Below are 6,917 nucleotides of genomic sequence, written 5' to 3' on the forward strand. Positions count from 1 at the left end.
AAGTAATACTTTATTTATTAGTAAATAAATATCACCTATTTTTTTAAAGATTTAACAATCACCTCTCTTCGGGAAATGTACACACCACTCAAAATTATTATAAATAAGCCAAGTAAAGTCCAATTATCAGGGAATTCATTAAAAACATAAAAGCCAATTATAACGTTATTTACTATCTCAAAGTAAGCTAATGGAGCTAATTTAGAAGCATCAGCTAATCTTAATGAAAGTATCAAGAATAAATGTCCTAAAGTTGCAAATAACCCAATACAAAACATCATTAACCATTGTTCTTTACTTGGGAAGATCCATACAAAAGGAATTAATATAGTTGTAAGCAAAGCTCCTATTATTCCAGTTAACAATAATGTTAATAAAGGACTATCACTTGTACTTAATTTACGAGTTGCAATTAAATAAAAAGCATACATTATTCCAGTACCGAGTGCAGCAATACTGGCAAGATTAAAGTCAATAAAACCGGGTCTAATTACAATTAGTGACCCTAGAAAACCAATTATAACAGCTGACCATCTTCTAAACCCTACTCTCTCATTTAACAAAAATGGTGAAAACGCTGTAACAACTAAAGGACATACAAATGCTAAAGTAAGTGCTTTTGCCATTGATATTTTTGAAAGAGCATAAAAGAAGAAAAGAGTAGCAAAAAGTAATAACAAACCTCTTATGAGTTGAAGTTGTGGTTTATCAGTCCATTTAAATTGTTTTTTAAAAAAAAAGAGTATTATTGGTAAAACAATTGCTACTGTAAAAAAATATCTTGCCCAAACTACTTGAAGAACATGGATATCTTGACTCAAGTATTTTGCAAAAGCATCCATAATTGGTAGAATAGACCAAGCGCACAGATTAAGAATAATCGCCTTCATTAGAATAACGTTATACTTTAATTAAAGTATTTTAAAGCAAAGAATATAACAATTGGTATTGTTATAAATGACATAAAGGTTGATACAACTATAGTACTAGCAACACTGTCAACAATTTTTTTAGAAGAATACATAGTTGCAATCAAATAATTTAAAACTGCACTTGGCATTGAACATTGAATTAATAAAACACCAGCAGCAAAACCATTTAGATTAAAAATTTTTATTACTCCAAAACCAATAATAGGTCCTAAAATAACTCTTCCAACAGAACAAACTAAAGCTTTATTAAAAGAAAAAACTTTAAGTCTTGTTAAGGCTATACCTAAAGACATCAAAATTAAAAAGATAGTAGCATATGTCAGTAAAGAGCTTGTATTTTCAACAAAAGTTGGAAGTTTAATATTATAATATAAAAGTATTACAGAAATTATGATTGCGTAAAAAGGAGGACTTTTAATAACTACATCAAAATTAAACTTTCTATCTGCTAAAAAAACTCCAACAGTGAAATGAAAGAGAATAATTAATGCTGATATTGCGCCAGCTACTCCTAAGCCTGATTGTCCATATGCAAATAAACTGAGTGGAAGTCCTAAATTTCCTGTATTTGGCATTAATAAAGGTGGTAATTCTCTAATTATATCTTTTACTCTCAAAAAATATAATAAAGAAACCCCAACAACAAAAAAGCAAGATATGGCAATTAAATAATACCAAAAATAACTTTTAAACACTTCAAATGATATAAACTCTGCATTTAATGAATATATGATCATAGCAGGCGATCCTATATTAGCTGCAAAAGTGGTTATGAATGTTGTGTCAATTTTAGGATTTTTTTTTCCTAGATAGTATCCAATACCTACAACAAAAAAAACAGGAAATAATACTTCAAATAACTTTATGTAAATTTCCATTAATTATATAGTCTAATTAATGTAGGTTGTTTTAGGAGAATTTTTTCTTTACTAAGTTTTTTTAAACAATTGTTTATACTTTGCTCAGTAGTCTTATGAGTAATAATAACAATTGTTGCTTTGTTAGCATTGTTATCAGGTGTTTGAATTAATCTTTTAACTGAAATTTTATATCTAGCCATTTGATTTGTAATTTTTGATAAAACACCAGGTATATCTTTAACTTCAAACCTCAAATATAAAGAATTTGTGTAATTAAGTATATTGTAGGGTTTTAGTTGTTTTCTTTTAGATGTCGGTAATCCAAATGGATATTTAATATTTCCTCTTAAAATAGATAATAGATCTGATAATAGTGATGATGATGTAGGACCTGGTCCTGCCCCCTCTCCTTGCATAATACTCTCACCAACAGGTTTACCATTAGTAATAACAGCATTCATTACACCATTCACATTACCAATATAACTATTTTTACTGACTAAACACGGATGTACTCTTTCAAATAATTGGTTATTTATAATTTCAGAAATACCAAGAAGTTTGATTCTCATATTTAATTGATTTGCAATTGAAATATCTTTTAATTCAATTTTTTCTATTCCTTCCATTAGACAATTGTTTTGTGCTACCTTGGAATTAAAACATAAAGCTGAAAGAATTCTGACTTTTGCAAAAGCATCATAGCCATTCAAATCCAATTTTGGATTCCCAGGTTCTGCATAACCGAGAGCTTGAGCTTTTTTTAATACATTCTCAAAATTTTGTTTGGAATTTTCCATTTCAGATAGAATGTAATTACAAGTACCATTTAATATTCCAAAAACCTTTGAAATTTTATTTGTTGCTATCCCCTCTTTAATACTTCTTAGTATTGGTATTCCCCCTGCAACCGCGGCTTCAAATTCTAAGTTGACATTATTTTTTTCTGCTAATGAAGATAGGTAATCACCATGTTTTGCTATAAGTGCTTTATTAGGAGTGATAACGTGTATTTTGTTTTTTAAAGCAGTTTCTACAATTTTTTTTGAAATACCATCAGATAAACCAATAGACTCAAACAATATATCAACATTAGTTTTTCTTATTATATCTAGTGGATTTGAGAAAAAAATTTTTTTATCAATTGTAAATCTTCTTTTTTTATTCTTATTTCTTGCTGAAATTCCAACAATTTTAATTTTTTTTCCAGTTTTAAGTTCTATTAATTTTTTCTTTTTTTGTAACTCATTGTAAAGGTAAATACCAATTTGTCCTAATCCTATAATAGCAACATTAATGTTTTTTTCCATAATCATTATTCAAAGTTAGGGTATGGTTTATTTTCAGCATACTCATTAACTTTTTCTTCAAATTCTTGGTAACTCATGTTTTTATTAAAATTAATCTTAAATACATTTTTTGGATCATCATTCTTTTTTATAACGCATGAATTCAATAATAGTAATAAAATTAACATATATTTCATTTCAAGCCTTCTGTTTCATTAAAATTATATTTTAAGTTCATATTTTGAATGGCTTGTCCAGACCCGCCTTTTATCAAATTATCAATAGTTGATAAAATTATCAGTTTATTTTTATATTTAGTTTTACAAACAGATATTAAACAATTGTTTGTATTTATAACATCATTAGTACTTAACAATGTATCTTGTTTATGAATTTTTATAAACGGTGAATTTTTGTAAGTTTTTTTTAATTCATTAATGATTTTAGAAATATTAGATTTTTTTTTAATAGTGATATAAATTGTACTAAGAATACCTCTAAACATTGGAGTTAAATGAGGTGTAAATGTAAAATTAATTTTTTTGTTATTTGTATGTTTAATTAGTTCTTGTTGAATTTCAGAGTTGTGTCTATGATAACCAACGCCATAAGCACTTAGTGATTCATATAAATTTTTATCCTTATATTTAACATGAACACCTCTGCCAGCACCTGAATATCCTGATTTTGAATCGATAATTATATTTTCTAAATCTATTAGATCTTTTCTTATTATTGGTATTAATGGTAAAAGTATTGATGTTGGATAACATCCAGGATTACCAATAATTTGTTTATCTTTAATTTTATTCTTTGTTATTTCTGGTAATGAATAAATACTTTTTTTTATATTTTTTGGAAAAGAATGTTTTTGTTTATACCATTTTAAATAATCAGATGCTTTATCTAATCTAAAATCTGCTGAAAGATCAATTAATGTATTATGTTTATTTAAGTTTTTTGAAATTTTTTGAGCTTCGCCATTGGGAAGAGCAGTGAAAATCAAATCTACATCTTTTAATAATTTATTTTGAAACTTAATTATTTTTGGTAGTTTTTTTTTACTAAGAGATTTGTCGAAATAGGAAATATTTTTACCTACAGAAGAACTTCCACATAAATATTTTATATTAACTTTTTTATGTTTAGATAAAAGTTTGACTAATTGAACTCCAATATAACCAGTGGATCCAGCAACTAATACATTTAGTTTAGGCATAAATTTATTAAAAAAGTATTTTAGATTATCTTTTAGAGAACTGGAAGCTTCTTCTAGCTTTTCTTCTACCAGGTTTTTTTCTTTCAACAGCTCTTGAATCTCTAGTTGTAAGTTTTTCAGTCTTAAGCGTTGATTTTAAAGACTCATCAAAAAGAACTAAAGCTTTTGAAATTCCATGCACCATTGCACCAGCTTGACCTGTTGGGCCACCACCTTTAACATTACATCTTACATCGTAAGAAGTAGATTGATTAATTATCTCAAATGGTCTCACAATTTGCATCTTATGATTTTCACTTGCAAAATAATCATCCATAGTTTTACCATTAACATAAATTTTGCCTGTACCCTTTTTAACCCAAACTTTAGCTATTGAAGTTTTTCTTCTTCCTGTAGCATATTTACTGTCTTTAAAATCTAATTTTAATTTTGGTGATTTAGTTGAAGTCTGTGTGCTTTCCATATTAATTTCTAACAATATTTTTATTATTTAATTTCGAAATCTCAATTACTTGAGGATTTTGTGCAGTATGAGGGTGATCATTACCTGCATAAATTTTAAGTTTAGTTAATTGTTTCTTTCCTAATACACCACCTGGTAACATTCTCTTAACTGCTAATTTTAAAGTCTCACCTGGTTTTTTATCTTGAAGTTTTTCAGGTGTAGTTTCTTTTATTCCACCAGGATGACCTGTATGTCTATAGTATTTTTTATTTTGAAATTTTTTTCCAGTAAATTTTGCTAATTCAATATTTTTAACAACTACAAAATCACCATCGTCCATATGTGGGGTAAAAGTAGTTTTATTTTTTCCTCTAATAATTTTTGAAATGACAGTAGCTAATCTCCCTATTACTGCATTTTTCGCGTCTATTTCGTACCAAGATGATGATAATTGGTCTTTTTTAAGAAATTTTGTCATTGTGCGTGGATTAATACTATTAATATTTTCAAAGTCAAATTGATAATTCTATTGATTTATTAAATATAAGTGTTACAAAACTCTTGCCGATTTGATCCTATTGCGGGCTTTAAAACAGCTAAAATGGAAATTCTCAAATAATCGGTAGGTATTTGAACTATATTGTGCACCTTGCATAATGCAGAAGCACTAAAAAAGGAGTTAAAATGAGCACAAAAAGAAGCAATCCAGAAACAATAGCAATACATGGTGGAGACTATAGAAGTGATCCATCTACAAATGCAGTGGCTGTACCTATTTACAGAACTACAGCATATCAATTTAATAGTACAGAGCACGCTGCCAATCTTTTTGCATTAAAAGAATTTGGAAACATTTATACAAGAATAATGAACCCAACAAATGATGTTCTTGAGAAAAGAATCGCAAATTTGGAATCAGGTCTTGCATGTTTAACAGTGTCTTCTGGTCAAACAGCATCTACTTTTGCAATACTTAATGTTGCTCAAGCTGGAGATAATATAGTTAGTTCAACTGACTTATATGGTGGAACTGTTTCTTTATTTACCCATACTTTAAGTAAACTTGGTATTGAAGTGAGATATGCTGATCCTTCTGATCCAAAAAATTTTGAAAAAGCTATAGACGATAAGACAAGAGCTTTTTATGGTGAAACATTACCAAATCCATATTTAAGAGTTTTTCCCATAAAAGAAGTTTCAGATATAGGAAGAAAATATAATATTCCACTAATAATGGATAACACAGCTTCTCCTCTTATTTGTAAACCAATCGAGCACGGTGCAGCTGTAGTTGTTTATTCATTAACAAAATATATTGGTGGTCATGGAACCACAGTGGCAGGTGCAATTGTTGATAGTGGTAATTTTGATTGGACTGCAGATCCAAAAAGACAACCTTTGTTCAATGAACCAGACGCAAGTTACGGAGGTGTAGTTTGGGGAAAGGCGGTTCCAGAATTAACTGGTGCTAATGTTCCTTTTGCTGTCAGAGCGAGAGTCTGTTTATTAAGAGATTTAGGATCAGCACTTGCTCCCGATAATGCATTTGCAATCATTCAAGGATTAGAAACAGTTGCTTTAAGAATGAAACAACACTGCGAAAATGCTGAGAAAGTTGTAGATTTTTTATCAAAACACAAAGAAGTTTCAAAAGTTATTTATTCTACAAAACATGAGGATCATATTTCAGAAAGAGCAAAGAAATATTTAAAAGGTGGAAATGGTCCTATCGTTGGTATTGAACTTAAAGGTGGAATAGAAGCTGGAAAGAAATTTATTGAGTCTTTAAAAATGTTCTATCATGTTTCCAATATTGGGGATGTAAGAAGTCTTGCAATTCATCCAGCAAGTACCACACATAGTCAGCTGAACGAAGAAGAATTAGCAGCCTCAGGTGTAACACAAAGTTATGTCAGACTTTGTATTGGTATTGAACATATAGATGACATTATCGAAGACCTAAACCAAGCTTTAAATAAATCCTCAAAAGGTAAACTGAAAGCAGTTAGTTAGTATTTTTATAATAGATAAAAAGAAAACTTAACAAAACAAATATTGACCCTAACTGGTGTACAGATGCGTATTTAATCTCTACACCAGTCATTAGAGTAATTATTCCTAAAAGAACTTGAATAAATATATGTCTCTTATACACAACTGACTCTGCCGACG

9 protein-coding genes and 1 riboswitch are annotated in these 6,917 nt (G+C 28.7%); of the genes, 1 reads left to right on the top strand and 8 read right to left on the bottom strand.

From position 1 onward, the window contains the following. Positions 1-35: 35 nt before the first annotated feature. From ACTT9D_RS06335 to rplM, 7 genes are read right to left on the bottom strand one after another with little or no spacing between them, the layout of a single operon-like run. The gene (locus tag ACTT9D_RS06335) at positions 36-890 is read right to left on the bottom strand and encodes a DMT family transporter (RefSeq protein ID WP_440930945.1); all 855 of its coding nucleotides are present in this window, start codon (positions 888-890) and stop codon (positions 36-38) included. A gap of 17 nt (positions 891-907) precedes the next feature. Beyond that, on the bottom strand, positions 908-1,810 hold the full coding sequence (locus ACTT9D_RS06340) for an AEC family transporter (protein ID WP_440930946.1): 903 nt from the start codon (positions 1,808-1,810) through the stop codon (positions 908-910). Then, the gene (locus ACTT9D_RS06345; protein WP_440930947.1) at positions 1,810-3,102 is read right to left on the bottom strand and encodes a homoserine dehydrogenase; all 1,293 of its coding nucleotides are present in this window, start codon (positions 3,100-3,102) and stop codon (positions 1,810-1,812) included. Before ACTT9D_RS06345 ends, ACTT9D_RS06340 begins: the two co-directional genes overlap by 1 nt. A 5-nt stretch (positions 3,103-3,107) precedes the next feature. After that, positions 3,108-3,278, bottom strand: a complete 171-nt coding sequence (locus ACTT9D_RS06350) for a hypothetical protein (RefSeq protein ID WP_440930948.1) — start codon at positions 3,276-3,278, stop codon at positions 3,108-3,110. Next, on the bottom strand, positions 3,275-4,300 hold the full coding sequence (gene argC, locus ACTT9D_RS06355) for an N-acetyl-gamma-glutamyl-phosphate reductase (RefSeq protein WP_440930949.1): 1,026 nt from the start codon (positions 4,298-4,300) through the stop codon (positions 3,275-3,277). Before argC ends, ACTT9D_RS06350 begins: the two co-directional genes overlap by 4 nt. Positions 4,301-4,325: 25 nt before the next feature. Next, positions 4,326-4,763 (bottom strand): 30S ribosomal protein S9, encoded by a 438-nt coding sequence (gene rpsI, locus ACTT9D_RS06360; protein WP_440930950.1) that lies wholly within the window; start codon positions 4,761-4,763, stop codon positions 4,326-4,328. Between the two features lies 1 nt (position 4,764). Then, positions 4,765-5,223 carry a 50S ribosomal protein L13 gene (gene rplM / locus ACTT9D_RS06365; protein WP_014953277.1) on the bottom strand — a complete coding sequence of 153 codons (459 nt, stop codon included), beginning with the start codon at positions 5,221-5,223 and terminating at the stop codon, positions 4,765-4,767. A 137-nt stretch (positions 5,224-5,360) separates the two neighbouring features. Continuing rightward, a riboswitch (SAM riboswitch) is annotated at positions 5,361-5,427 on the top strand. 2 nt (positions 5,428-5,429) lie between these two features. Between rplM and ACTT9D_RS06370 the strand changes: the two genes are divergently transcribed. Beyond that, positions 5,430-6,758 (top strand): O-acetylhomoserine aminocarboxypropyltransferase/cysteine synthase family protein, encoded by a 1,329-nt coding sequence (locus ACTT9D_RS06370; protein ID WP_440930951.1) that lies wholly within the window; start codon positions 5,430-5,432, stop codon positions 6,756-6,758. Here ACTT9D_RS06370 and ACTT9D_RS06375 read toward each other — a convergent pair. Beyond that, positions 6,751-6,900: a COX15/CtaA family protein gene (locus tag ACTT9D_RS06375; RefSeq protein WP_440930952.1), complete on the bottom strand. Its 150-nt coding sequence runs from the start codon at positions 6,898-6,900 to the stop codon at positions 6,751-6,753. The genes ACTT9D_RS06370 and ACTT9D_RS06375 overlap by 8 nt on opposite strands. Between the last annotated feature and the right edge of the window lie 17 nt (positions 6,901-6,917).

The sequence above is a fragment of the Candidatus Pelagibacter sp. genome, assembly GCF_052049815.1.
Lineage (GTDB): Bacteria > Pseudomonadota > Alphaproteobacteria > Pelagibacterales > Pelagibacteraceae > Pelagibacter.

Excerpts from the sequence above, each read along its gene's own strand:
- ACTT9D_RS06335 (WP_440930945.1), bottom strand. The coding sequence starts at position 890 with ATGAAGGCGATTATTCTTAATCTGTGCGCTTGGTCTATTCTACCAATT.
- ACTT9D_RS06340 (WP_440930946.1), bottom strand. The coding sequence starts at position 1,810 with ATGGAAATTTACATAAAGTTATTTGAAGTATTATTTCCTGTTTTTTTT.
- ACTT9D_RS06345 (WP_440930947.1), bottom strand. The coding sequence starts at position 3,102 with ATGGAAAAAAACATTAATGTTGCTATTATAGGATTAGGACAAATTGGT.
- ACTT9D_RS06350 (WP_440930948.1), bottom strand. The coding sequence starts at position 3,278 with ATGAAATATATGTTAATTTTATTACTATTATTGAATTCATGCGTTATA.
- argC (WP_440930949.1), bottom strand. The coding sequence starts at position 4,300 with ATGCCTAAACTAAATGTATTAGTTGCTGGATCCACTGGTTATATTGGA.
- rpsI (WP_440930950.1), bottom strand. The coding sequence starts at position 4,763 with ATGGAAAGCACACAGACTTCAACTAAATCACCAAAATTAAAATTAGAT.
- rplM (WP_014953277.1), bottom strand. The coding sequence starts at position 5,223 with ATGACAAAATTTCTTAAAAAAGACCAATTATCATCATCTTGGTACGAA.
- ACTT9D_RS06370 (WP_440930951.1), top strand. The coding sequence starts at position 5,430 with ATGAGCACAAAAAGAAGCAATCCAGAAACAATAGCAATACATGGTGGA.